Genomic DNA, 25,900 nt, shown 5'->3' with positions numbered 1-25,900 from the left:
TAAATTACATTATACGTCCGTGATGGTATTGCGGATCAGGTTTTACTTCAACCTTTTTTGGTACAATTGGCGTAGTTTTTACGGGAGCCGGATTTTCGTTTGGTGCAACATTATTTTTTCTTTCAGGATCTTTAGGGTCACTAGGCATTTTTTGATCAATTACAATTACCTTATTTGTCTCTACATCATATTTTTTTAAAGAACCATCTGGCGTAACTACATTGTTATCAACTCCTCTTTTCTCAGCATTCTCTTTATCTCTTGGAGAGAAATTATTATTATCGAACTCCTTTAAATATTCGCCGTGCGCATGTACAGTTGACACTCTTTCTCCTTCATTAAATAATGTCGAAGGTAATTTTACACTTGCCTTATTCCCTACATTGGGTTCCTCATAATAGTAATAAGTTCCTCCATCAGCTGCAGTTGTTTTATATACGTTTGTTCCATATTCAACTCCTTGCTTAATTGATTTACCATTGTATTGCTGACCAAAGTTTTTTAAAGCATCATTCTCTGAACCAAACAAAATATCTGGTTCTAAACCTTCAATTTCACGTGCATCAATAACTCTATTTCCACTAAATACATATGGCCCCCAATCACGATATTTTTCGGTTAAAGGATCAATACTCATAAATCTACCAATAGTATAATCATAATTTCTGTACTTGAAACTATCCCATCCCAGTCCCAGCTCGTCTTGACGCTCCTGACCTTGGAACTTATACTTATTCTCTACACCAGTTTTCACAGTATTATACCCTTCCTGTTTTAACCCAAAAGGATAATAATTACTTTCTTCTTTAATAGCAAGAGTTTTATCATAACTGATTCTAATGTTGCCCAGATGATCTTTGTACTGGTAAATATATCTAAAAGAACTTCCAGAAGGTTCAATATATCCTTCTGTCATTGGAAAAAATTTCAATGCACTGTTGTCATACTGATAACCTCCAAGATAATCGGTAGTTACTGCTGTTTTTCCTGTTTCGCTTACAATCTTCTGCACCTTCTGTCCCGCTGTATTGTAAAGATACACAATATTCCCAGCGGCGCCAAAGGTGATTTTTAACGGCAGGTTTAAATGGTTGTAAGTTATTGCTGTTATGTTTTTGTTATTGTCTTTTGTCATGTTGCCGTCTGCATCATAGCTGTAATCATCAACCGTATTAGCAGCACTGTCTGTAAAACCTTTTGCTTTATAAGCTGCAGGAGCATTATCGACTACCTTTGCCAGCTGGTTGCTTTTATTACTGTTTTGGTAACTGTAGACTAAATTATCAATCTGCTGCAGGGCATTGTTTCCGTTACGAGCAATCGACATGATATTTCCGTTTTTATCGTACGTCAGGGTCTCATCAAAAAAGTTGTTTACAGTGCCGTTTTGTTTAGAGATCCCGGTCTTTAAACGGTTAAGATTATCGTATCTATACCCGTAGCCTCGTATGATGCCGTTGTCTGAGTTGGTTGCCCAATAAGTCTCTGCTATGTTCCCGTTGTATAAAGGATTCACACCAGCTGTTGTACTTGTATTGTAATTAATTTTAAAAGCAAAGAGATCTTTAGGATCTCCTGCTTTTGTAAGTGAAGTCACATCATTAATCCCCGTAAGCCATCCTCGGATGTTATAGGTGTAATTGATGTTCTGCACGGCACCGCCTGTTTTTTTAGAAATAAGCTGTCCTAATTCGTCATAGGTATTGGTAAATAAAACTTCCGGTGCAGCCACATCGTTTATCTGGTGTGTCTGGCTTATTAAACGATCCTGAGGCGAGTAGGTAAAAGTATCTTTTGTTTTCAGCTCGGTATCTCCTGCCAGTCTTTTATGTCTGGTTATCGTATATTCTGTTTTACCCGGAAAATCAAGTTTGGTGTCGGTATAGGTATAGCCTCCCAGATGGTTTATGGTATAAATACGAATCGGTCTGGCTTTATCATCATAAAATGTAGCAGTGGTTTCTCCCATAACAGCCGTGCTGGCTGAAGGCACTCTTGTCCATGAAGCCGTCTGAAGTCCTTTTACCTCACTGGCAGAGAGAACTTTTTGTGTTTCGATAATTGCAGGCACTGCAATTGCAGGAGTGCTCGGGAAGGTATAATTGTCATAATAATTCACCGACAGAAGTTTAAAACTAGTCGGCGAAACTGTATTGGAGTAATAAGCCGGGATGCCGTCAAGAGTTCCGCTGGTTAGTTTTGTTTCGTTCAGTACAGTCAGCGACGGACTGTTCTGCGCTGTCTGCAGGGTGATCCTTCCTGATGCCGTGGCCGGGGAAGCTGTCGACCAGCCGGTATAAACCGGACGGCTGAAGGCATCGTATTTGGTAATAATCCACCCAGCAGTATTTAAATCAGAAAACGGGGAATTGGCAGGTCCTGCGGCCACGACTCTGTCGAGTTTGTCATATACGATAAATTCCCATTGTTTTCCAGGGAGTTTCTTTTCAGCTAATCTGTTTCTGTGATCGTATTTATACTGGTAGCACAAATCGTCAAGGATAGCTTTATTGGCATCAATAACGGCACTGAAGGTGCTTCCTGCCTTGGCATGAAAACCGTCAAGGAGCCTGATGGAATTTGATGCTGTTAAATGCAGGGTGCCTGCCGGTTCTACTTTGGCTGTAGAGGTTACATCTGACTGTGTGCTTGAAGAACCTCCAATTAAATCCACCGCTTTTGGAGGGATTACATAGGTAAGGTTTCCATAAATATCATAAACATAATAGGTGTCGTGTTCTATACCCGCATCAAAGGTTCTTTTAAGCACGATTTGTCCTTCTTTGTTTTTAAACTCCTGTGTTCCGGCTTTTACGGCCGGAGCGGTATTTTCATCATAAGTAACGGTTTTATAAAGCTGGTTTGCTTCATAAAAGCCGTTATTGTTAAAAGAAATAGTATACAAGCCGGATGCAGCATCCCAGGATGTACTGGCAGTAAACAGCCTGACTTCATCTTTGGCGTTGCTCTGGTAGCTCATTTTGATCTCATGTCCTGATCCTGATCTCCAGTCGCTGCCCGGAGCGGCCTGCATAAGCACACGGTTAAGAGGCGATGCTTCGAGTTCTTTTCGGCTGAAAGGGAAATCGGTAATATCCATGGCTGGGTTTCCCGTAACGGCTTCTGCGGTCGTTTTGTAATAGTTCAGTACTTTGGCTTTTCCCGAAGGTTCAAAAGTCATATTGGTGGTTTCTGCCTTAAAAGGAAGATAATCTTCGATCTGTCTTCCAAAACCGTCGTATTCGATATGCGTTACAATATCTTTTCCTGATTTGGACTGCTGGCCGTCTATTTTCTGGATGGGTCTCCCCAGTCCGTCAAAATAAGTGGTGCTTTGTGATGCCTGCGAGATTGAAGGCGACACTATCTTCTGTGTAACCGGCACTTTGTAGGTAACGGTTTTAACATAGTTTTCAGTCTGGGTCTGGCTCATTACCATAACAGGGAACAAAACCAAAAGGAATTTGATTAGATTTTTCATGGTGCTTTTGGTTTTTTTTATTGTTTGTAACGGTACTGGTTTTCTGAAAGGATATTGCCTTTGGCATCTTTTACAACATCAAGACGGCCAAAATCATCATAGGTATAGGTTGTAGTCTGGCCTTTAGGATCTGTAACGGTGCTTACCCCGACAAGCGGTTTATAAGTATAGGTTGTAATCATGGCATTGGGCAGTGCTGTTCTAAACAGACCGAGGGCTTCTTTTAGTTCGGTTTCTGTTTTTGTATCTGATTTATCCTGTAAATTAGCTGCGTAAGAAGCAGCCTGGCTGTAAAGCGCATTTTCTATCTTGGCAATAGGCTGGGTTTTATTATAGCCCCAGATTATCGATACAGGCGTGCCGTTCTCCGGAGTATATTCAAGGATATTGCCTTTTTCATCATATTTGCCAAAGGTGATTTTTTTCTCTAATGCCGCTGCAGCTTTGGCTGTATAAATAAATTTTGGCAGTAACAAATCTGCTGTTGAGGCATCTTTGCCAAAAACTGTTTTTTGTTCAGACTGTTTTACAGTTCCTCTGTAGGTTTCTGTTTTCAGCGGGGTATCGATTCGGTTCCCTGCAATCATTTCTGATACAAAAGGTTCCGAAAGAAGATCATGAGGATAATAATATCGGGTTTCCAGATTCTCTTTTAAAGATGATTTGGTGCTCTGCGAAGTAAGCTGGATATGGCTTGGATTACCGTATTTATAAACCGTTTGGGTTTCAACAGGGTTTAATCCGTCAAGATCGTATTTTTTTGAGATTGAGTATTCTAAATAATGCCAGTACAGTTTTGTTTTATATTCTACTATACTCAAATTTTCTGCATACTGAGCAACACCGCAGGGATCATTAAAATTTTTACGTACTGAAAAAGACCTAACTTCTCCTCCATACGAAGGATCAAGTTTATACGTATTTTCGCTCTCTGCTATAGTGATAAAGCCATCTCCGGATGCTTTTTTCTTAAATATTTGTGACTTTAATTCAAGACCGTTATCCCAGCCAAGATTGGTTAGTGGCGCACTTTTAATATCTACATTACCTACAATCAAAGCACCGTCGACATCTCTGTGAATTTTAAATTCTTTCATTTCTCCTCCATTTTCGAAGTTGTCTCCTCCTTCGCTTACGGTCACATATTTATAAAAACAATTGCTGCTTCCGGTATCAAACAAAGAAATTATACTACTGGAACTTACCACAAGATCCTCGTAATCTGCAAACCAGCAAGCTGTCCCCATCTGTCCGTCTCCGGGCGGACAATTAACTCTTCTCACAGATTTATCCATGTACAAAGGCATTTTCCCTTTATTGCCGGATGAGTGATTCAGATCATCCTTAGGTCCGTAATAGTATCTTTTGTATCCTGCTGCTATTCCTGTACCCGAAAAATCTTTGGTTGTTTTAATACGTACACCTCCTGTTGGAATATTAGTATCCGTTTTAACAGGAGCTGTTGCGTAATACGTCGCCTTTAAGCTTGCTTTAGTATTGATCCCTCCTTTGAAAAAATGAAATTCATATGTTTTTCCTGCTTTCGCATTAAAATAAAAAATATTACTTTCTCTTCTTATAAAATTATATGGCGAATGACTAACCTGAGTTCCAAACTGGCTGTAAGTAAAAAATGAACCGCCGGAAGAAGTACAATCTCTACACTTAAGCAGTACGGAAGCAATATCATGTCCAGTATCTAAAGGATCAGGGATTATATTTCCGTCCTTATCATATTTTGGAGGTCCGTTGGGACTTACATAAGTGACAAGACCGTACATTTCTACTCTTTGGTCTATTGGAGAGGTCATGGTATAAACTACCGGAGTATCATCATTATCATCAGTTCCTCTAACATAATTATCACTTTTTCGGGCAGGATAAGTGGTTTGTTCTCCCCAATACGTATTGCCTTCATAATCAAATTCAGTATATCCCTTGGCAGGATAGATAACTTTACTTAACATTCCTGTTTTTGCAAAATCTGCATACGGTTCTTTATCAGCTCCACTGTACTGTGTTTCATCAATGGTTACTCCGTAACCACTAATATTTTTAGGTATCAAATTGCTATTACTTTTACCATTGTAATACCCCCAGTGATCCTGACTGGCAGAAAGTCTTTTTGGGAAATTCGATTGGTTTATATATTCAAAACTATATTTTTTTGAAGGGTCCAAGAAGGTAAAGTTTTGAAGAAAAACACGGCCATTTGCAGTTTTTAGATAATTGAAACTTACTTTTTCAATTACCTGATTACTCTCATTATAGTGAGTAAGGGTTTCTATTTTACAGTCTCCTTCTACTTCTGCATTAATACCTCCGGTAAAATAGGTAAAAGTGATATAACCTTCTTTACTGTTATTACTGTATATCTTTTTTATTCTTTTTCCTACAACTGACATTTCGTGAGCCACAATACCGCTGAGAGTAGGGGCTTTAACATAAAAATCCCTGCCGCAACCGGTCTGCCCCGGTGTAAAAGCCATTGTAAGGGTCTGCGAATTAGATGCTGTATAATCCATAAAGGTATTCTCATACACCAGACTAATTACTGAACCATTAGGATGGACCAGCTGGGTTAAATACCAAGCTGTTACACTTGCACTAATAATTGAATGTCCCGCTCCCTGACTTCTAAAAGCAGTAGTTTCTTTTTCTGTAAAATAATACCTGATTCCATTAGCAGTTGTTAATAAAAAATCAGCATTATTTGTTCCGGTTCTTTCGATCTTAATTTTTTGATTGTTAACCAATACCGGAACATTATTTTTATCATAGATAAATTTCCCGGAATTGCCATTAAAATTAAAAGAGTAGATATCTTTTTCAGTATCAGCAAATTCCTGTCCGGCAGCCCTGTAAAACTGTAATCTATCGTCAGGCGATGGATTGGGCATGTCATCCGGCGGATAAACCATTCGCTGGTTATCATCATTCTGATCTCTTACTGTACGGGTAATAACACCTCCAAAAATCAAATTCCATCCCAAACCTACGTTTGAAGCTACTTCGTCAACTTTGATCCCGTTTGAGCCATAAGAAAGCGAAATGGGAGACTCTAAATTTTTTGTTTTAAAATTAAGCAGCGGGATTGAGAGATTGGGTGCTCCCGTAAATAACCCCACGGGAACATTCCCGTATTTACCTAATTCGCCCGCAACAGGAGACGGGGGTGTAATATTGGGTAGAAAACCTTCGGTATTCTGCGCATTAGAGGAAGATACTATACATAGAAAGAACACAGAGAACAAAAACCTAAATGAACTCTTTACAATTAAATTAAACATGGCAACTAACATTTTTTATAATAGATTTTATAAGGTATTTTAATGAGGCGTATATATCTGGAATTTTGCTGCAAACATACTCAATATGCTTTTAATTTTTTTACGGAATCCCACATTCAACAAAGTATTATTTCATAAAAAACAGTGTTTAAAAAAGAGTTGAATTTTTAAAAACTACATTCAAACCAGTATCTAATAATCTTCATCAAATATATACATAAAAACAAATAAAAAACTTACAAAGAAACAAATGCGAAATATTTTCCATTTTAAGATATTTTCTAAAAATAAAAAATCACTAATTACGAAAACAATGATAATTTCTTCGAAAATAGGTATTAAAATGCGCATTCATCATAAAAGAATGGCTAATATCTAAATAAGAAAATAAGTACAAAGATGATTGTTAAATAAAAGGTGTGTTCTCCAATCAATTTGTAAGAGAGTCTGCCAACGGAAACTATACTTTTTATTATTAAGAGACAATTATATAAAAAAGACAGTCAATAGACTGCCTTTTATAAAATCTCTTATTTCTTAGGAAGATAAATCCAGAACATAGTTCCTTCTCCGGGTTTGCTGCTGAAGTTAATCATACCGTTGTGGTTTTCTATAATTCGGCGGCAGAGTGCGAGACCTATACCGTTTCCGCCGTACTGGTCGCGTTCGTGGAGTCGTTGGAACATATCGAAAATACGATCAGAATACTGGTTGTCCATTCCAATTCCGTTGTCGGCGATTGAGATTACGTGGTAGTTTTCTGCCGAAGTGACCAGATTAGGATCTTTTGGGACATCTTCGTATGAAATCGTTACAGTTGGCTGCGCTGTATTAAATTTCAACGCATTATTAATCAGATTGTAAAATAACTGACGAAGCTGTGTATCGAGTCCTGAAACTTCCGGAAGCGGATTTACATTAATTACGGCATTTTTTTCTTCTATAACCAGACTTAAATCGCCCAGAACCTCAGGGATAACCTTGTTAAGATCAACTTTTTCAAAGTATTGCTCTTGGTTATCAATTCGGGAATAATTAAGCACATCGGTGATTAAGTTTGATAATCGTCCGGCGGCTAAGGTGATTCGGTCAAAATAATATTCTTTTTTCTGGTCTTCGCTGAGATGCTGTCCGGCACGCGAAAGCATAATCATGATTTTTCGCAGCGGTTCCTGAAGGTCATGACTGGCAATGTAGGCAAACTGCTCTAATTCTTTGTTTTTGAAACGAAGTTTTGAGTTCGCACTTTCCAGTTCACGCTGAATCGCTTTAAGTTCTGTATTGTCTTTCAGCGTTTCAACCATCATTTTTTGTGCATTGATATCTACAAAGTACACCAGCCAGCTGGTAAAACTTCCGTCTTCGGCTTTATTGGGAATAATGGTGACTAAATGCCAGATATAACTCGAGCCTATTTTAATTCGGGTTTCGCCTATATAATCAGATTTGTTTTGTTTGGCTTTGTTCCAGCCATCCAAAATTCCGTCAACATCATCAGAATGAACAAAATTACTTATTGTCCTGCGGTCAAAAATAAGTAACGGCAGCTCAAGATATTTCTCTAAGGATTCGTTGACAAGCAGTACATTATTGCGCTCATTAACCACGCAAATCAAAATAGGGATTGTATTGGCTAACTGTTTGTATTTGTTTTCGCTTTCGGCCAGTTTTTCAGAAAGGGCGATCAATTCGATATTTTTCTTTCTGATTTCATCATAGGGCGATAAAGGCGGTTCGAATTTAAAATAATCAATAAGTCCTTTTATTTTTGCTTCTGAAAGCAGTCCCGGCGATGAAACTGCCTGACTTATTTTGGTAGTCGATAAGTTATCAAAATAACTATATTCTATATTACCGGAAATTTTTGCGGCATAATTAAAAGCTTCGGGGCTGCAGTTTTTTAAATCTACCTTATCAGTAATTACGGCTGTAATTTCTTTTTTCGTGGCTTTTATAATATTGATACCCAGCACAAGAAGGGAATCTTTGCCTTTTGCAATAGAACATCTGGCTACTTCGGATACGGCGGTTGAAAATCTGGTCTGGAAAGAAGATGGCATACCACACATCTCGGCAATTTTCATACAACGTTTATGGGCTAATATTAAGTCCATTTCGTTGTCAAGATTAATTTGTATGATCTCTTTCATTATTCTAAAATATTTTACCTGCCAAAATTGTTGCGTCGTCTGTACCTCTTATATTTTCTTTAAATAAAGAAGCGGCAATTATACCCGGGCTCTGCTTAAAAATAGAAGTTAAGTCGTTTAAACTCCATCGTGTACGTAATCCATCACTATGCATAATAATAATCTGATGTTTTTTATAAGGTACAATCGTACTGTTTAAAGTCCGTGGTATATTATGCCCGATAATACCGTTATACGGTGTATAGGTTTTATTTTCTAAACCATTATAAATACGCGTATTTATATTACCTATACCGCAAATATTCCAAACTTCTGATTTATAATCAACCGATGCTATCGTAGCAACAAGCCCTCTGGTTTTCTTTACTTTGGTGTGAATCTCTCTCAAAATACTGGCAGGTTCCCACTCTATTGTCTGTCTGAAAACTTTAATTGCTGCTTCTACTGCTTCATTGGCACTTTCACCATGTCCCAGTCCATCTCCTACAAATATCTGAAAACCTTTGTTAGAATGTTTTACATAATACCCATCTCCGCATAATTTTTCTCCTGGGTAATTTACAGCAATTGTAGTGTAATTTAGGCCGCTTTTTAATTGAGGCAGTGTAATGTCTAATCTTTCGCAGATTTTAACATATTGTACACAACCCCAATTACGGATAGAATAAATCTGAAAATCGTTGCTGAGTCTTTTAATAGAGCCCAGTCCGTGGCCCAGCGTGTTGGAAGATGAATAACCGTCGTTCATAATTTTGGCGACATTTTCAAATCCAACGCCTTTATCCAGACAGTAAATTTCTATCTGGTTCTGGTCGTTTTCTAAATGAGCTCTGTACAAAAGCTCACCTCCGTTTGCGTATTTTATTAAGTTTGAAGTTAATTCTGCAACAATAATATCTGTTTCTGCTGCTCTGTGAGGTGTAAACCCTATTTGAAGGGCAAGATTATGTATTTCTCTTTTTATAAAAGCAATTAGACTTCGATCGTCTATTTTATAAGTGGAAAACGTATTATCCATTTTTCCATTTTGTTATAGTAACGGTAGTTCCGTTTCCCAGTTCTGATTTAATGTCAAATTCGTTGACAAGTCTTTTTGTTCCCGGCAGGCCTAATCCAAGGCTTTTGCCTGTGCTGTAACCGTCTTTCATTGCCAGATCAATATCGGCAATGCCTGGTCCGTTATCTATGAAAGTAACGCGTACACCATTTTCGCGCCCATTGCTGACCGACTCGATGATGACTCTGCCTCCTCCTCCGTATTTCAAAAGATTACGCACAAGTTCGCTCGTGGCTGTAATAAGTTTGGTCTGATTTAAAATACTCATGCCAATCTTTACGCCATACTCTTTTACACGATTACGGAGCGGTACAACATCCTGTTCTTTTACGATCAGGGCTTCTTCTTTACTATTCGTTATCGTCGTCATACTCCTGCTCTTCGTTATCGCTTATATGCATTTTTGAGCGAAGTAAATCCATGCCTTTTTCTACGTTTAAGGCACTTATGACACCATTTAAGGATAATCCAAGTTCTACCAGTGTTATAGCAACTGCGGGCTGCATTCCTACAACAACTGTTTGTGCGTCCATTATTTTTGACATTACGGCAATATTTCCTAAAATTCGTCCCATGAATGAATCGATTATCGAAACTGCCGAGATATCAATTAATACACCTTTTGAACTATGTTTACTAATGGTATTTATTAAATCTGATTCAAGATTTTCTGCCAGCTGATCATACAAATCTACTTGTATGGTAACAAGCAGAAAATCCCCCATTTTTAGTATAGGAATTCTTTCCATATAAAATCTTAAATCTTTATTCTACAATTTTTCTTTTTTTAACCACACTTAATTGCAGCATTTCAAAAGCTGTTTGTAAAGCACTTGCAAGCGATGCTTTGGTAGTAATACCGCTTAAATCGATTCCTAAATGCACGACAGTTTGTGCAATTTCCGGACGGATACCGCTTATGATACATTCTGCTCCCATTAAACGGGTTGCACTGACTGTTTTTATAAGGTGCTGTGCCACTAGTGAGTCTACGGCCGGAACACCTGAAATATCCAAAATTGCAATCGAACTTCCGGTATCGACAATCTGCTGTAAAAGACTTTCCATTACAGTCTGAGTTCTTGAGCTGTCTAAAGTACCAATAATTGGCAATGCAACAATTCCTTCCCAAACGGTAATAACAGGAGTCGAAATTTCACTAATTTCATCTATCTGTCTTGAGATTACATCCTCTCTTCCTTTCATAAAGGCTTCAAAAGTCATAATCATCATATTGTCTAAAATGGCATTGAGTTTTGAGTTAGCTTCGTACAACTGAGCAGGATCATGAATTAATTCTGAAAGAATCTGCGAAGAAGCTTCTTTAAATGATATCAAGTATTGTGCATTTTCTCTGGGTGAAAAACCACGTTTTCCTCTTGAAGATGAGATACCTACAATAAGATCCTGAATTTTTTCAAATTCCGTTGAATCTTTGTACTTCTCGTCAGATTTAGCCAATGCAGTTAAAAAGAGCGAAGCAAATTCTTTTGACTCTTCTTCTTCCATCGCTCCATCACCAGATCCGCTGTCCAGAAGAATTTGAGACCATATTGTTAATAATTTGTTTTCGTGCTCTTTCAGGACACCTAGTAAGTTGTTTTGCATTTGGATTAAATTTGGATTTTCTTTAACAAATATACTGTTTTAAATCTAAAGTTGAGAAAAGAATTGTTAAATCCAAAAAAAAGAAAAAATTTAACTTTTTAATATAAAAAACCAAATATTTTCAAGTTTTCCGTTTTTAAATGTTAAAAAAAAATCGTAATGATCAAAAAATCAGGAACAAAAAAAAGAGACAATGGCCATTGTCTCTTTCAAAAAACGAATTAAATTCAAAATCATTTTCAGCAGAATCTGCTTAATTAAAAAACACATTTTCAGAAGTTTTACTACACTACAAGTTAAAACGAAACGGAAACTGAAAATGGCTTTTTAATGTATTATTCTCAACCTGCAAATACAGGAAAATGCATTGAAAACAACAATCTATTCAAAAAAAATTAAAAACTCTAAATAAAGTAAATTTGAAGCTTAGTTTATAAAATCGAATTTATCTTCAAACATTTTTCCAATTACTGGAATAGGCCTTTTTTGTTCATTCGCGGCATTGATGATTCCGAAAATCCACAGAATTAAAAAAGCATACCCCACAAAGCTTAAAAAGTAAAGTGAAGGCACTACTGCCAATACGATAGAAAGTGCGATATTGACTGCAAAGGTTAGCAGAAAAATTCCAAATCCCTGTTTAAGGTGGTACACAACAAGGTCGCTTTTTGGAGTTGTGTCTTTGCTTTTTACAAAAGCTATAATCCAGCCAATGATTGTTACATAGCTTAAGATTGATAAGGTTTTATTATTCATGGTTGTATATATTTATTGAGACAAAAATAGACACAACGCTACTAGAACGAAACCTTTACTTTGTCATTGGCTGTTTTGGGTTGGCATTGGTAGAGATTGAATTTATAAACGGTCAACGACTATCATAAAATCAGGCTTCGTCTTTCATTAATTTAAAAAATTGTTCCTTTTTTCCTCTCGAAACAGGCACCGAAGATTTATCAGTCATCTGTATCATTCCTTCACGCGAATAACTCAGAATAAAATTAACATTGATTAAATGTGACTGATGGACGCGGAAAAACATTGGTGGCAGCAAAATATCTTCATAGTTTTTTAATGGTTTTGAAACCATTATTTTTCGTCCGTCGGTCAGGAAAAAAGTAGTGTATGAACCTGACGTTTCGCATCGCAGAATCTGTTCTAATTTTACCACATACATTGCTTCCTGAGTCGGCAGAACCAGTCTGTCGGGAGTTTTGGTGAGACTGGTCTGCAATTCTGTAATCTGTTGTTTTTCCAGAACCCTTTCCTGCAGGATTTCTATTCGGTCAATTGCATCTTTTAATTCCTGAGGATCAATTGGTTTTAAGAGATAATCTACTGCGCTGTATTTAAAGGCATTTACGGCATGCTGTTCGTAAGCAGTTGTAAATATAAGATGGAACGAATTAAACGTAATTTGCTGCAGGACATCAAACCCGGTTCCGTCCTTGAGCATAATATCCATAAAAACCAAATCCGGTTTTAACCTGTCAATCAGTTTCCTGGCTTCCTCAACACTTTCGGCATATCCGATAATCTGAATGCTGTCCCCTGAAACCATTTCGAGCATAATCGATAAAGCTTCTCTTAATCTGTGTTCGTCTTCAATAATTATTGTTTTGTATATCATCGCAGTATCGGAATATTTATAATTACTATACAGCCCTGTCTGTCTGTATTAAGATCTCTTTCGCTGACAGTAAATCCGGCATTTGGATTTTCTTTTTTCATTTTAGCCAGCCTTTCATCGGTTATAATGGTCGAAAGGGATTGATGTGTGTCGTTAATTTTCAGTTTTCTCGAAGCGGCCAATCCAATTCCGTTGTCTTTTATAGTACAAATTAAACTTTGACTTGTTTCATCTTCTTCAAAATAAATCTCGATTAAACCTCTAACATTGTTTTCCTGCGGTTTTAAACCATGTTCGACGGCATTTTCTATAAAAGGCTGAATCAATAAAGGCGGAATTAAAGCATCAGTTTCTACATTTTCATCGCATTCAATTACATAATCAAAACCATTATTTAAACGAAGCTGTTGCAATTCGATATAGTTTTTTAAAGTGCTGATTTCTTCATCCAGAGAGATTGTTTCTTTTCTTGATTGTTCCAAAACTTGCCGGGTAAGCTTGGCGAATTTATTCAGATAGGAAACTGCCGGAATGGTATCTTTCTGCAAGATCATGCTTTGGATATTTCCTAATGCATTAAAAATAAAATGCGGGTCCATCTGCGAGCGTAGTAATCTTCTTTCTAATGACAATCTCGCTGCCAGATTTTCGATGGTTTCTTTCTCCATCAGCTGGATTTTAAGCTCGTTATGTTCCTGTTTTTGCTGCAAAAGGTCTTCTCTGTTTTGGTAATATCGCTGACGGTAATGGTACGATCTGAACATAAAAACAAGGCCGATAAGTAAAACACCGGCAATTCCGTAACCCAGCAATTTGTTCTTTTGTTCGAGTTCGTTTTCCAGTTCGAGCTGTTTGATTCGTTCTGCTTTTTTAGACGACTCATATCTCGCATCGGCATTCTGAAGCATCGACTGTGCAGATTCTTTGTATTTTAACTGATTGTATTTAGTAAAAAGCGTATCATAACCATAATACGCCTGAAAATCTTTTCTCTTAACCGAAACATCTTTTAAAGAGTTGTAAAAGGCCGCAAACAAATAGTTATCGGTATACGGAAGGCTTTTTTGATATTTAATTCCTTCAACAAATAATAGTTCTGCCTTTGCATAATCGCCTTTTTGTGTATAATAAAATCCTTTAAGTCCAATGGCGCTTCGCAGAATAATTTTGATGTTGTATTTTTTGGCAATGGTTTCTGCTTTTTGCAGATTTAGCAAAAATGCTTCTTCATCAATTGGTCTTGGGCCTTTGGTATAAAGATCCGCCAGATTTACATACGCGATCCCGATATTGCTTTTGCTTACAATTTTATCTGCATTTTTTTCAGCCAAAGACACCGTTTCTTCAAAGAATTTAAGTGCTGCAGCCCATTCTAAAATACCGCCTGTTTCTAAATTATCGGCCATAAAACCTCCAAAAGCAAGTCTGGCATATAACTGACTTTCCGGATCGCCTGATTTTGCTGCGTGCGTCATAGCTTCTCTGGCATATTTTTCGACTTTTACAGGCGAGGCAGGAGAAAAAAGATACGATATATCTGAGGCAATTTTAGCGCATTGGTCGTGGGCTTTTACTTTAGAAAATAACTTATACCCTTCGAGCAGATAATTCAATGCCTGAGGTTTGTCTTCGATATACGATTTTAAAGCGCCCATTGCCGTGGCAGCGTGTGCTTTTGCTCTCAGGGCATTTGTATTTTGCGACAAATAATAGGCTGTATCTGCATAATGCATAAATTCTTTTAAATGAAGCTGTTTTCGCTTTGTAAGAGCCAGATAAGCATAACAGATTATTTCATCGTCTTTGCTATTATTTTTTTTTGCCAGATTAAGTGCCTGATTTTGTATTTTGATGCTGGCTGTGGTATCAGCAAAACGTTTTGCATAGCCATTGGCCGCCATTTGTTCAACAGGAGAAACCTGAGCCTGAATTAGGGCAGAAAACAAAAAGCAGAACAAGAGACTAATTTTCTTCTTTTTAAGGAAATAAATTGCAGGTTTTTGGAACATAAATAGTAGTTATTGACGGCAAAGTACAAATTGTCTTCAGACTGACCAAACATTTCAAAGTGCTTTTTTTGAGATAAAACTCTTCATTACAAGGCGTTAAACAAAATCGAAAACCCGCGTATTTCCTGATATATTTCAGAATTAACCAAATAAAAATCTAAAAGCTCCATTTACCAATTGGCAATTGTCATTGGTTTGGTTATGAAGTAATCTTGTTCTGTAAAATTATTTTAAAATCACTATTATTATGAACAAGAAAATTCTTTCATTCTTTTTAATTGCTTTCTGTTTTTTAACTCAAATCTCATATGGGCAGCTTGAAGAAAAACGCACTAAAGTAGAAATTACAGTAAAGGACGGCAATAAAACAATCACGGTTCCGGTTCGTACTGCTACAGTATCGTTTACAAGATCAAGTGCTCCAAAAGATGCTGCAGATCAATCAGAAACGCGAAATTATTATCTGACAGTCGATTTCGAAAAACAGGACACCAATCTTCTTCGTGCTTTTGCAACAAGCAAAAAGGGACTCGACGGACAAATTACGATGGTGGATACTTATGGAAAACTGCCTTCGCGAAAATTTGAGTTTAAAGGAGGAAAATTAGACAGTTTAAGCGATCAGCTTGCGTCAGAATATACGAGTTCGTATTTCTCAATTTACTGTAATCTTTTGATTATTGACGGCATAACTATTGAATAATGAGAACGAAGCTGCAATATTTCACAAAAAATGAAAATCAATATATCATGAAACGTGAATATGGTTTTGCTTTAATAATCAGTCTGGCGCTTGCTGCATTTGCAGGTGCCGGAATCTGGATTAAGGAAATGGCTATGTTCTGGATTTTTGGGATTTTGTCTGTTCTCTCTCTGATTTCGGTTTGGTCAAAACAGGTAATTATTGATCTGGACAGAAAAGAAATTATTGTAAAAATGGGGCTGATTGGCAAACCTTTTCCAATTCCGTTTCAGGATTTTCAAAATTTCGAACTGGTACGTCTAAAGCAATATTTATTGACAACCAATACTTCTTTAAACATTTATTATTTAAAAGACGGAAAAGAAAAATGTGCCATGATTGCCCAGGGGTTTACGAGTAAAGCCATGCAAAATCTAGCCAACGAAATTGATGAAATTATACATGGAGATGAACATTCGGGAGAAATACAATCTGGAAAAAACTGCTGACTATTTACTATTTCAGCCATTAAAACCACTACAGCTGCTTTCGCAGTGGTTTTTGGCAGGAATTTTTGTCTGCGGGATACTATTGCCTTTTTTTCGAGTTTATCTAAACGATGTTTGGTTCTATTCGCTTTATGTTTTGTGCGGTTATGGTATCGTACATTCATTATATGATATTTTTATACGGGCGAAAATCAAGTATACATTTGATCTCAGGGAAAATTCAGTTTACAGGGAAAGTCCGTTATCTGCAAAGAAAAAAATCCTGAAACTCGATGAGGCTGTTATCTTTGTAAGTTCTGAGATGGGAAGCTGGCATTACAGCATCGGTGCACGAAAAAGCCAGTTTATAAAAAGCTATATCTTAAGCGAAAATTTTAGTTCGGGCAAAAAAAGCGATCGAAACCAAGCGGCATATGAAAATCATATTTTAGCTGAAATCAAGAAAATGACTGACTCTGTTCAAACTGTTTAACATTAAATTATTTATATATGAAAATCCACAAAATCATCGCCTTAGTATTTGTATCAACCTTTTTATTTTCATGTAATTTTTTTACAGACAGTTCTCCAAACAGAGTTTTTGAACTTATAGGTTTAAACGCCAACAAAATTCCGTCAAGCTACGAACGTGTTTTTAAAGAGTATTATCAGCAAAAACAAAACGGAACTCTGCAAGCCCTTGCTGATGACCAGAAATCAATGCGTTCGTCAACTTGTGTTGAAGCTGTTAATTTTTTCTATGGAAATACTTTTAAAGAAGACATCAAAAAGATACACAACCTGAGTAAAACCGATGAAACCAAACCTATTATCGAGGCTGCAATTGACATGTTTGAATATGCTCAGGAAATACAAACCAACGATTTTCCTAAAATTGCCAAAATGATCGATGATGGAAAAACTCAGGAAGAAGTCAATCAGGCCGCACAGCAGCTCGACAACACTAAAGGTGCAGAAGTAGATAAAAAATACAAAAAGGTAATGGAACTTTTACTGCCGTACGCCGATAAACATGGCGTTGAGTATAAAAAATTCTAGAGAAAAGTTAGAAGTTAAGGGTTAAAAGTTATGAGCTTAAACTTGTGCAATTGAGGTCTTGCAAAAAAAGATCTGGGGGCATAAGCTTAGGGCTTACATAAAAGATTTAGGACTTGGAATTTGAGATTGGAATTTCAAATTAGATCCAGAGCTTGACATTTGGAATTTCAAAAAAGATTTGGGGCTAAACTCATAACTTTTAACACTTAACTCATACCTTTTTAATAGTAGATGTTTAAAATTATCTTTGATTTGGAGCCGTCAATAATCTTTTCTAATTTTTTAAAGAAAGCCTCGCTGACCATCGGACAGCCCTGACTGTTGTATATATAATAATCCTGCTCTTCGTTTGGCACAGCTGAGTAAGGATGTAAAACGATTGCTCTTTTTTCGGCATTGCTGTTGGTTTCATTTAAACCTGAAAGTCTGTATGATTTTCCAAACATACCTCTGTATGCTTTTCCTATGGCATAACTTCCCAGCGAAGTACATTTAGAATTCGGTTCGTTACTAAATTTCAATTCACCTCTCAAATTAGTTTCGGATCCTGAACCATTTGCGACAAGACCTTGCTCTATAATCTTTTCATTCTCCAGATCATAAACAAAAAATCTGTTTTTTCCGGATTTAATCTTCATATCTATAAAAAAAGCAATTTTAGAACTATAGGCATTACTTTTTGCTATTGCAGCTTTTACTTCTGCAAGCTGAACATTAAATCGTTCCATTTCTGGACTAAGCGGTGGTATTTCTTTTTTAACTTCATTAGGAGTACCTAAAAAACCCATAAATAAAAATAAAGTGAGACTAAAGATTTTCATAATAATTGTTCTTAGAAATTAACAGGACAAAGTTATCCCGCCGCTAAAACAAAAAATACCCATAGAAGACTGAAGAACAAAACAATAGGACTTTTATTTAAAACAATAAAGCTTTAATTTTGAGATCATTAAACAAAAAAAGAGGTTGTTTCACTTTGTAAAACAACCTCTTTAAAGACTATATTTTATACTTCTTACCAGCCTTTTACAGCACCGCCTTTGAATTCCTTATCTGCTGCTTTTTCAACTTCAGGAGACTGGAAAGCCTGTAAAAACTGTTTTATTTTTTCTTCATTTTTATTGTCTTCACGGCTTACAACCAGATTTACATAAGGTGAATCTTTATCTTCTACAAATAAAGCATCACGAGACGGAACCAATCCTGCCTGAGAAGCAAACGTATTGTTGATAATCGCTATAGAAACATTTTCATCATCAAGAGCACGAGGCAATTGAGGTGCTTCTAATTCTAAAATTTTTAAGTTTTTAGGATTGCTTACAATGTCAGTAACTTTTGGTAATAAACCAACACCTTCTTTTAGTTTTAATAAACCGTTTTTCTGTAAAAGCAATAACGAGCGTCCGCCGTTTGTAGGATCATTTGGAATGATGATCGTACTTTCATTTTTTAATTCTCCAAGCGATTTAATCTTTTTAGAATATCCGGCAATCGGGTAAACAAATGTATTTCCTATAATGGCTAATTTATACCCTCTCTGTTTTGACTGCTCATCTAAATACGGTTTATGCTGAAAAGCATTGGCATCAATATCACCCTGGCTTAAAGCTTCGTTAGGAATCACATAATCGTTGAAGGAAACCAATTCAACTTCCAGTCCGTATTTTTCTTTGGCAACTTTTTTAGCCGCTTCAGCTACTTTTAATTCAGGTCCGGACGCCACTCCTACTTTTATAAAGTGAGGATCATTCTTTTTTTCATTTCCACAGTTTGATAAAACAAGTGCCAAAGCCAAAATTCCTGCCGTTTTTAAAATATTCAATTTCGTATTCATTTTTATATTTTTAATTCTAAATTTTTAATTAATAATTATCTATGATCAAATCGTTTTGATAAAGCATCACCTGCAAACTGAATCAGGAATACCAGAATAACCAAAAGAACCAGTACCGAATTCATCGTTACGGCATCATAACCAATATAACCATACTGATACCCAACCTGACCTAATCCGCCGGCACCAACAGCACCTCCCATTGCAGAATATCCTACCAAAGTAATTAAGGTAATCGATGCTGCGTTGATCAACGATGGCAGAGCTTCCGGCAGTAATACTTTATATACGATTTGAAACGGAGTTGCTCCCAAAGCTCTTGCCGCTTCGATTAAACCTGACGGAAGACTTAACAAACTATTTTCGACTAAACGGGCAATAAACGGCGCCGCACCAATACTTAAAGGCACTAATGCCGCACTAACACCTATCGAAGTTCCCACTATAGCACGTGTAAACGGAATCATCCAAACAATCAAAATAATAAACGGAATAGAACGAAAAACATTCACGATAACAGATAAAGTTCTGTTTAAAACCGGCTGTTCCAGAATTTGATTTTTACGGGTGAGGAAAAGCAAAATTCCCGTTGGAAGTCCCAGCAAGAAGCCAAAAAATCCCGATACAAAAGTCATTACAATGGTTTCCCATGTTCCTTTTAACAATAAATCTATAAGAGAATCAGACATAACCTATAATTTCTGTTTTAATATGTTTTGAATTAAAATACTGAATCGCCGCGGCGTAATTTTCGCGCTTACCGGATAATTCAATCAGCATAACGCCAAAATTTACATCGCCCGCCTGATCCATCTGAGCGCTTACGATTTTAAAATCGGTATCGAAGAGTCTTGAAACTTCGGAGATAACAGGTTCGTTAACTGATTTTCCGGTCATTTCCAGTTTCAATAACGGATTCAAAGTTCCGTCGTCTTCCTTCTGCAATTTTTCTTCGTAAACCGCTGGAACATCAATATGCAGCGAAGAAGAAATAAACTCTCTTGTCAGTTCGTGTTTTGGATCGGCGAAAATTTCACCTACACTTCCCTGCTCTATTAATTTTCCGTGGCTGATAACGGCAACCTCATCACAAATCGATTTTACTACTTCCATTTGGTGTGTAATCAGCAAAACGGTAATATTCAATCGTTTGTTAATGTCTTTCAATAAGTTCAAAATAGAACGTGTAGTAGCAGGATCCAGCGCACTTGTCGCTTCATCGCACAAAAGCACTTTTGGATTATTAGCCAGAGTTCTTGCAATTGCAACTCTTTGTTTCTGTCCGCCGGAAAGGCTTGCCGGATAATCGTTTGCTTTTTCAGCCAGCCCCACCAATTGCAGCAATTCTAAAACACGATTTTTAATTTCGCTTTTTGGAGTTCCGGTTAATTCTAACGGAAAAGCCACATTTTCGAAAACGGTTCTTGACGAAAGTAAATTGAAGTGCTGAAAAATCATTCCAATTTGTCTTCTTTCAATTGCTAACTGTGCATTTGACAATTGCATCAAAGCTTTGCCGTCTACAATAATTTCTCCTGATGTAGGCCTTTCCAGTAAATTGACACAGCGTATTAAAGTACTTTTTCCTGCACCCGAAGTCCCTATAACACCAAAAATTTTCCCGGGCGGCACCGTGAGCGAAACATCAGACAACGCAGTCACAATTCTGTCTTTCTGATGAAACGTTTTGGTTACATTTTTTAATTCAATCATTCTTATTCAGATTTACAAAACAAAAAAGCCTTTCAGATATTCATGAAAGGCTTTTTGAAAAATATAAGGTTGTTTATATATAAGCCAGATCATTAAATCGCATAACAGCAGTACAGCACATCATGCTGCTGCTATAATAATTCTTCATATTCTGGTTACTATTTGTCATTGCCGCTGCAAATTTAAACAGTTATTTTCAATTTTAAAGCATAAATTTTCAAAACTTTTAATACCCTATCAACATAATAGACTACTATAACGTTTGATGTAGATTTCTACACTTTAGTACTTCATTTACAATGATTTTGCATCCAGTAAAATGGCTAATTGGATACAAGACGTATCAGACCGATTGCTCCAAGCGTGATTTGTTCCTCGCTGTATGACGATATCTCCGGCTTTCAGGAGGGTTTCTTCTTCATCTGTAATGAGGTAAATTTCGCCTGAAATAATGATGATATAATCCAAAGTATCGGTTTGATGCATTAACGGATGAGGCTGGCCTTCCGGTGCTTCTATTCCTAAATCTTTGTCGGGCGGAATCTGAACGTACCGAAAATAACTGCCGTTTTTTGGTGTATTGGGAAAAGCGGTATTTTCGATTACTTTTTCTTCGAATTTCGCCGGAGTACTGTCAGTTGACCAGATATCAGAAATAATAAGTCCCGGAAAATGTTCTGATACATTCGTTACAATTGCATCCTGCTCAATAATCGATTTTCCGTTTTTTACTCCTGTAACTACTCTTCTTGGTATTGTTTTCATTTGGTTTGTAGTATCAATTTATTAATGTGTGAAAGCTAGTTTTTTCCTGCTCCTCATTTAAGGCAGAAAATCTATGTTTAACAATAAGATTAATTATAAATGTAAACACATAGGAATATAGACTTTACTTTGTCTATAAAAAGGCATTTCATTTCTTTAAACAAACATAGCTGTGTGTGAAAACTAGTTTTTTCCCGCTCCTCATTTAAGGCAGAAAATCTATGTTTCTATGTGTTTAAATTAGCGACTGGTTTTAAAAATCTGTCGGGTTTAACACTTAATATAAATCCATATTTATCAATAAGACTAATTATAAATGTAAACACATAGGAATATAGGCTTTACTTTGTCTTTAAAAAGGCATTTCATTTCTTTAAACAAACATAGCTGTGTGTGAAAACTAGTTTTTTCCTGCTCCTCATTTAAGGCAGAAAATCTATGTTTCTATGTGTTTACATAATTATTTATCTGGAAATAATTCTCGAAATACCTAACAGGTTTTAGAAACCTGTTAGAATGTGATAAGAAAAATGTGTTAGTCCAGTTGAAACCAATCCTGAACATCTTCTTTGATTGTTTCGTTTACATGAATACTTTCAAACTCATTTGCAGCTGCATTATACCTGTAATCTTTTCTCCATTTTTTATAGTTTAAAGACACTTGCTGAATCGCATCGCAAATAAATTCGAGTTCTTCGTTTGTGGTTATCGGATGAAGCGACAAACGAACCCAGCCCGGTTTGTTAGTCTGGTTTTTCTGCAGTAATTCATTTGTAATCGCTTTAGAACGTTTTTCGTCAATATTAAACAAATAATGTGCATACGTACTGGCACACGACCAGCCGCCTCGAACCTGAATTCCAAAACGGTCATTTAAAAGCCTTACAATCAAATTGTAATGAATATCTTCGATAACAAAAGATACACAGCCTATTCTATGACTTTTAAGATCGCCCAGAATAGACAAGCCCTGTATTTTTTGAAGCCTCGAAAAACACAGATCCAAAAGTTCTTTCTCTCTTTTGGCAATGTTTCCTAATCCCATTTTTTCTTTTAATTCTAAAGCCAAAGCTGCTCTCATTACCTGCAGAAAACCAGGAGTACCTCCGTCTTCCCTAACTTCTATTACATCGCTGTAACAATAATTTCCAAGCGGATTTGTCCATTTTACATTGCCTCCGCCCGGATTATCCGGAAAGTCAGCCTGGTACAAATTCTCATTAAAAACCAAAATACCACAGGTTCCCGGTCCGCCCAGAAATTTATGCGGCGAAAAGAAAATAGCATCCAGCTGTTGTTCAGAGTCTTCCGGATGCATGTCGATTTTTACATACGGTGCCGAAGCAGCAAAATCGACAAAGCAATAACCGCCGTTCCGGTGCATGATTTTTGCCAGATCGTGATAAGGCGTAATAATTCCGGTAACGTTTGAACAAGCCGTAAACGAACCAATTTTCAGACTTCTGCCGGCATATTTTTTTATTTCTTCAGAAAGGATTTTCGGATCGACTAAATTGTTTTCATCAGCAGGCAGAATCACCACATCGGCATTGGTTTCGTACCACGGAACCTGATTGGAATGATGTTCCATATGAGTGATAAAAACCACCGGTCTGTCGTTTTCATTTTCATAGGTTTTTCTTAACCCCATGATACGCTGTAATTTCGATAAAGCGGCCGTCATTCCTGTTCCGGTCGTAACCAAAACATCCGATTCATCTGCATTAACCGCTTTTTTGATAATCTCTCTTGCATACTGGTAAGCGTAAGTCGAAGCCTTTCCTGTCTGACTGGAAAATGAATGGGTATTGGCAATCATCGGACCTATTTTATTGAGCATAATATCTTCAATCGGAGCGTATAATCTTCCGCTGGCAACCCAGTCTGCATATAACAGATTTTGTTGTCCGTAAACCGATTCGAAAGTATGGTCTGTTCCTACTGTATTTTCCCTGAATTTAGAAAAGTAACATTCAGACTCTGTTGGTTTTGTTGTTGGTTCAATGGCATTCATTTCCTTTATCATTTTAAATTAACTAAATTGTATTTTCTATCTTAGATTTTATTTTCTAAAAGCGTTTTTAATGTCGCTTGCAATTCTTCTCCCTGCAGGTTTTTCGCAACGATTATTCCTTTTGAATCAACTAAATAATTCCCCGGAATAGCTCTTACACCATATAATCTGGCAACGGCACTGTTCCAGAACAATAAATCAGAAACATGTGTCCATGTTAAGTTATCATCCTTAATTCCCTTTACCCAGTTTTCTTTCTTTTTATCCAGTGAAACTGCTACAATATTGAATCCTTTATCATGAAATTCCTTGTAAGCCGCTACAATGTTTGGATTTTCTCTTCGGCAGGGTCCGCACCACGAAGCCCAAAAATCAACCAGAGTATAGCCTTTTAAATTTTCATAAAAACGAACTGGTTTTCCATCAGGATCGCTGGCTGTAAAATCAGGGGCTTTTTTACCTACCGCCAATCCGTCTAATACGGTAACCAGTTCTTTTAATTCTTTCACGTAAGTAACATTTTGAAGACTTTTATCCAGCAAAGCAATATTCTGTGTAATCTGTTCCGGAGACAGCCTGTACGACCAGTTTCTGTACAATACATAAGCCGAAACAATAGATTTTGGATGTTCTGTAATGAATTTGCTGATTTCTGCATCTTTTGTTTTCTTATAGGTTTCAAACAAATCCTGCGAAGCTGAACCTTCTACAACCGAAGTGCTGTAATATTTCTTTGGACTCAGCTTAACCGTAATTGGGTCTTTTTCGAGGAAAATATACAATGGCGAACTTTCTTTATTTACGCTTAATCCGTATAATTCCGGCGTTTTTACTTTTGTTTTAAAAGCAAAGTTTCCGTCTTTTACTTTTACCGAATCAATAGTCGTAAACATTTTATTATGAAACTTTTGCAGATAAACGTACTGTACAATTGTATCGACAACAGTTCCTTTTAATTGTAAATTATTTTCCTGCGCCTGAGTTTGAAAAGCTCCAACAAATAAGGCAAAACCCAATAGTATTTTTTTCATTGTATTTTATTTTAAGATTAGACAAAAGAATTTCAGGCCAATGTTATAAAGCCACCAGCAGCTGATATTTAAAAGAAATTTAAAAGGTATTACGAACTTCACATTCGGAAAACGGCAAGACTGTTTTCTTCGAAAATTGAATTTAAGAGTTCATAGCCGGCATACAAAATTGATTCTGCTTTCATTGTAATACATTAAGAATTTAACGTTGATGACCTAATCCAGATTCGAGCAATCTTTTTTCTTATCTGTCCGCATACAACGGAAGGATTTAGCACCTTATTCGGCAACAGGTTGCTAAGACTTCACCGGGCCCATTCCCTCAGTCTTTCTGGATAAGTATCATTACAGAATTTTTCTGCAATGCAAATATACATTAATTCTATAAAATTAGTCAAGTTTAAATATATTTTTTTGATTTTTATTTACAACAAAGCACGCAAATACAACGCAAAGTATTTATTTAAAAGCAATTATGTTTTGGAAATATTTTTAAAACCCCTTCCTTTTACAACAGAAATTCATACGTTTTGCTGCAGAAAGAAGTTTTTACATCTCTGCCAAAAGCTTCAGAGAATCGGCATACAAGTAATATGTCCTGCTTCATGATTTGAATCGAAGAAAAGCATATCGTTTGAAAAAGCTGACCATCTTTTAAAACTTAAAATATCCAAAAGCGTGAATTTGTTTATTTCTTTGATCAGCTCCTCTTTTGTCAATTGCTTTTTTAATTCGGCAATCATTAAAAATTGAAACAATCCGAATAATGAACTAAGAATTGATTCGTTTTCCTGAAAGTTCTTCTTATCCATAACAATAAAATATTCCGGATACGCGGCATTTTTGTTTTTGATAAAAGTATGATTTTGTAATACTTCAAAAAGAAGTTCATATTCTGATTTACTTAACTGCCCTTTAAAATGATTATTTTCAGAGGAAAGAATCAATAAAATATAGTCTGAACTGATGCTTTTCTTTTTCAAAAAATACAGTTTCTTCCTGAGATATTTTTCTAAATCTACACTGAACCTGTTTTTTAAAACAGAATGTTTTTCTGATTCTATTCTGACGCTTTTTTTTAATTTCATA

At 36.5% G+C, this 25,900-nt stretch carries 22 protein-coding genes and 1 riboswitch; of the genes, 4 read left to right on the top strand and 18 right to left on the bottom strand.

Annotated elements, in window-relative coordinates:
• Positions 1-4: 4 nt before the first annotated feature.
• The 10 genes from OZP11_RS24550 to OZP11_RS24505 form a co-directional block, all read right to left on the bottom strand.
• Positions 5-3,481 carry a DUF6443 domain-containing protein gene (locus OZP11_RS24550; protein WP_281233125.1) on the bottom strand — a complete coding sequence of 1,159 codons (3,477 nt, stop codon included), beginning with the start codon at positions 3,479-3,481 and terminating at the stop codon, positions 5-7.
• A 17-nt stretch (positions 3,482-3,498) separates the two neighbouring features.
• Positions 3,499-6,771 (bottom strand): RHS repeat domain-containing protein, encoded by a 3,273-nt coding sequence (locus OZP11_RS24545; protein WP_281233124.1) that lies wholly within the window; start codon positions 6,769-6,771, stop codon positions 3,499-3,501.
• 530 nt (positions 6,772-7,301) lie between these two features.
• Positions 7,302-8,921 carry a sensor histidine kinase gene (locus tag OZP11_RS24540; protein WP_281233123.1) on the bottom strand — a complete coding sequence of 540 codons (1,620 nt, stop codon included), beginning with the start codon at positions 8,919-8,921 and terminating at the stop codon, positions 7,302-7,304.
• A 4-nt stretch (positions 8,922-8,925) separates the two neighbouring features.
• On the bottom strand, positions 8,926-9,939 hold the full coding sequence (locus OZP11_RS24535) for an ATP-binding protein (RefSeq protein ID WP_281233122.1): 1,014 nt from the start codon (positions 9,937-9,939) through the stop codon (positions 8,926-8,928).
• Positions 9,932-10,348, bottom strand: coding sequence for an anti-sigma regulatory factor (locus OZP11_RS24530; RefSeq protein WP_281233121.1), 417 nt, complete (start codon positions 10,346-10,348; stop codon positions 9,932-9,934). The genes OZP11_RS24535 and OZP11_RS24530 overlap by 8 nt, the downstream gene beginning before the upstream one ends.
• On the bottom strand, positions 10,329-10,727 hold the full coding sequence (locus tag OZP11_RS24525) for an STAS domain-containing protein (protein WP_281233120.1): 399 nt from the start codon (positions 10,725-10,727) through the stop codon (positions 10,329-10,331). The genes OZP11_RS24530 and OZP11_RS24525 overlap by 20 nt, the downstream gene beginning before the upstream one ends.
• Positions 10,728-10,743: 16 nt before the next feature.
• The gene (locus tag OZP11_RS24520; protein ID WP_281233119.1) at positions 10,744-11,586 is read right to left on the bottom strand and encodes an STAS domain-containing protein; all 843 of its coding nucleotides are present in this window, start codon (positions 11,584-11,586) and stop codon (positions 10,744-10,746) included.
• A 426-nt stretch (positions 11,587-12,012) separates the two neighbouring features.
• Positions 12,013-12,342, bottom strand: a complete 330-nt coding sequence (locus tag OZP11_RS24515) for a DUF4870 domain-containing protein (protein ID WP_281233118.1) — start codon at positions 12,340-12,342, stop codon at positions 12,013-12,015.
• 130 nt (positions 12,343-12,472) lie between these two features.
• Complete coding sequence (locus OZP11_RS24510; RefSeq protein WP_281233117.1) at positions 12,473-13,216, bottom strand: LytR/AlgR family response regulator transcription factor; 744 nt, start codon at positions 13,214-13,216, stop codon at positions 12,473-12,475.
• Positions 13,213-15,225: a sensor histidine kinase gene (locus OZP11_RS24505; protein WP_281233116.1), complete on the bottom strand. Its 2,013-nt coding sequence runs from the start codon at positions 15,223-15,225 to the stop codon at positions 13,213-13,215. Before OZP11_RS24505 ends, OZP11_RS24510 begins: the two co-directional genes overlap by 4 nt.
• Before the next feature lie 247 nt (positions 15,226-15,472).
• On the opposite strand from OZP11_RS24505, the gene OZP11_RS24500 reads away from it, so the two are divergent.
• The 4 genes from OZP11_RS24500 to OZP11_RS24485 are packed head-to-tail and all read left to right on the top strand — an operon-like array spanning position 15,473 to position 17,454.
• Positions 15,473-15,928, top strand: coding sequence for a hypothetical protein (locus OZP11_RS24500; protein ID WP_281233115.1), 456 nt, complete (start codon positions 15,473-15,475; stop codon positions 15,926-15,928).
• Complete coding sequence (locus OZP11_RS24495; protein ID WP_281233114.1) at positions 15,928-16,416, top strand: hypothetical protein; 489 nt, start codon at positions 15,928-15,930, stop codon at positions 16,414-16,416. Before OZP11_RS24500 ends, OZP11_RS24495 begins: the two co-directional genes overlap by 1 nt.
• Positions 16,358-16,888, top strand: coding sequence for a hypothetical protein (locus OZP11_RS24490; protein ID WP_281233113.1), 531 nt, complete (start codon positions 16,358-16,360; stop codon positions 16,886-16,888). Before OZP11_RS24495 ends, OZP11_RS24490 begins: the two co-directional genes overlap by 59 nt.
• 17 nt (positions 16,889-16,905) lie before the next feature.
• The gene (locus OZP11_RS24485; RefSeq protein WP_281233112.1) at positions 16,906-17,454 is read left to right on the top strand and encodes a hypothetical protein; all 549 of its coding nucleotides are present in this window, start codon (positions 16,906-16,908) and stop codon (positions 17,452-17,454) included.
• Between the two features lie 221 nt (positions 17,455-17,675).
• Here the strand turns inward: OZP11_RS24485 and OZP11_RS24480 are convergent, their stop codons facing one another.
• The 8 genes from OZP11_RS24480 to OZP11_RS24445 form a co-directional block, all read right to left on the bottom strand.
• Positions 17,676-18,275: a murein L,D-transpeptidase catalytic domain-containing protein gene (locus OZP11_RS24480; RefSeq protein ID WP_281233111.1), complete on the bottom strand. Its 600-nt coding sequence runs from the start codon at positions 18,273-18,275 to the stop codon at positions 17,676-17,678.
• Between the two features lie 194 nt (positions 18,276-18,469).
• Positions 18,470-19,288, bottom strand: coding sequence for a methionine ABC transporter substrate-binding lipoprotein MetQ (gene metQ / locus OZP11_RS24475; protein ID WP_281233110.1), 819 nt, complete (start codon positions 19,286-19,288; stop codon positions 18,470-18,472).
• 35 nt (positions 19,289-19,323) lie between these two features.
• On the bottom strand, positions 19,324-19,977 hold the full coding sequence (gene metI, locus OZP11_RS24470; protein ID WP_281233109.1) for a methionine ABC transporter permease MetI: 654 nt from the start codon (positions 19,975-19,977) through the stop codon (positions 19,324-19,326).
• Positions 19,970-21,001 carry a methionine ABC transporter ATP-binding protein MetN gene (gene metN, locus OZP11_RS24465; protein ID WP_281233108.1) on the bottom strand — a complete coding sequence of 344 codons (1,032 nt, stop codon included), beginning with the start codon at positions 20,999-21,001 and terminating at the stop codon, positions 19,970-19,972. The genes metI and metN overlap by 8 nt, the downstream gene beginning before the upstream one ends.
• A 294-nt stretch (positions 21,002-21,295) precedes the next feature.
• The gene (locus tag OZP11_RS24460) at positions 21,296-21,766 is read right to left on the bottom strand and encodes a cupin domain-containing protein (protein WP_281233107.1); all 471 of its coding nucleotides are present in this window, start codon (positions 21,764-21,766) and stop codon (positions 21,296-21,298) included.
• Between the two features lie 535 nt (positions 21,767-22,301).
• Positions 22,302-23,780 carry an aminotransferase class V-fold PLP-dependent enzyme gene (locus tag OZP11_RS24455; protein WP_281233106.1) on the bottom strand — a complete coding sequence of 493 codons (1,479 nt, stop codon included), beginning with the start codon at positions 23,778-23,780 and terminating at the stop codon, positions 22,302-22,304.
• A gap of 41 nt (positions 23,781-23,821) precedes the next feature.
• A complete protein-coding gene (locus tag OZP11_RS24450; RefSeq protein ID WP_281233105.1) occupies positions 23,822-24,811 on the bottom strand; it encodes a TlpA disulfide reductase family protein in 990 nt (329 codons plus the stop codon).
• Between the two features lie 241 nt (positions 24,812-25,052).
• A riboswitch (SAM riboswitch) is annotated at positions 25,053-25,153 on the bottom strand.
• 227 nt (positions 25,154-25,380) lie between these two features.
• Positions 25,381-25,899 carry a hypothetical protein gene (locus OZP11_RS24445; protein ID WP_281233104.1) on the bottom strand — a complete coding sequence of 173 codons (519 nt, stop codon included), beginning with the start codon at positions 25,897-25,899 and terminating at the stop codon, positions 25,381-25,383.
• Position 25,900: the final 1 nt, after the last annotated feature.

The sequence above is a fragment of the Flavobacterium gelatinilyticum genome (assembly GCF_027111295.1).
GTDB lineage: Bacteria > Bacteroidota > Bacteroidia > Flavobacteriales > Flavobacteriaceae > Flavobacterium > Flavobacterium gelatinilyticum.
Note: the sequence above shows the minus strand (reverse complement) of the source record. Positions and strands in the feature narration are given on the sequence as shown.